At 67.5% G+C, this 935-nt stretch carries 1 protein-coding gene; it reads left to right on the top strand.

All coding sequences use genetic code 11. The features are described from left to right. Positions 1-935: molybdopterin cofactor-binding domain-containing protein (locus KHC19_RS08185; RefSeq protein ID WP_213351872.1), on the top strand; the 935-nt coding region annotated here is incomplete at both ends.

The raw sequence follows: 935 nt of genomic DNA, 5'->3' as shown, positions 1-935 counted from the left end.
AACCACGCCACCATGGAGCCGATGAACGCCACCGCGCTCTACACGGACGAGAAGTGCGAGGTGTGGGTACCGACGCAGAACGGCGAGTCGAGCCTCGCCGTGGTGGCGGAAGCCTCCGGACTGCCGGTCGGCCAATGCGAGGTCTACAAGCTTCATCTCGGCGGCGGCTTCGGTCGGCGCGGCAACTTCCAGGACTATGTCCGGCAGGCTGTCAGCATCGCCAGGCAGATGCCCGGCACGCCGGTGAAGCTCCTGTGGTCGCGCGAGGAGGACATGCTCCACGGCGCCTATCACCCGACCACGCAGGCCAAGCTGAGCGCCACGCTCGACGCGCAGGGCAACGTCACGGCGATGCATATGCGCATCTCCGGCCAGTCCATCCTCGCTTCGGTGCGGCCGGAAGGCATGCAGGGCGGCATGGACCCGGTGGTGTTCCAGGGGCTCACGGCGAATTTGCCGGAGGGGCATCTCGGCTACACCGTGCCGAACCTTCTGATCGACCATGCCATGCGCAACCCACCGATCCCGCCCGGCTTCTGGCGCGGGGTGAACCTCAACCAGAACGCCATCTATGTCGAATGCTTCATCGACGAGCTGGCGCATGCAGCGGGGATGGAATCACTCGCCTTCCGCCGCAGGCTGATGGCGAACCATCCCAAGCACCTCGCGGTGCTGGAGGCCGCCGCCAAGGGCATCGGCTGGGACACGCCGCCGGCTGAGGGACGCGGGCGCGGGCTCGCCCAGATCATGGGCTTCGGTTCCTATGTCGCCGCCGCCGCCGAAGTCTCGGTGACCAATGGCGAGCTGACCGTCCACCGCATCGTCGCCGCCACCGATCCCGGCCACGCCGTCAACCCGGCGCAGATCGAGCGGCAGGTCGAGGGCTCCTTCGTCTACGGCCTCTCCGCCTGCCTCTATGGCGAGTGCACGGTGAA

The organism is Ancylobacter oerskovii (genome assembly GCF_018390555.1).
Classification (GTDB): Bacteria; Pseudomonadota; Alphaproteobacteria; order Rhizobiales; family Xanthobacteraceae; genus Ancylobacter; species Ancylobacter oerskovii.
Note: the sequence above shows the minus strand (reverse complement) of the source record. Positions and strands in the feature narration are given on the sequence as shown.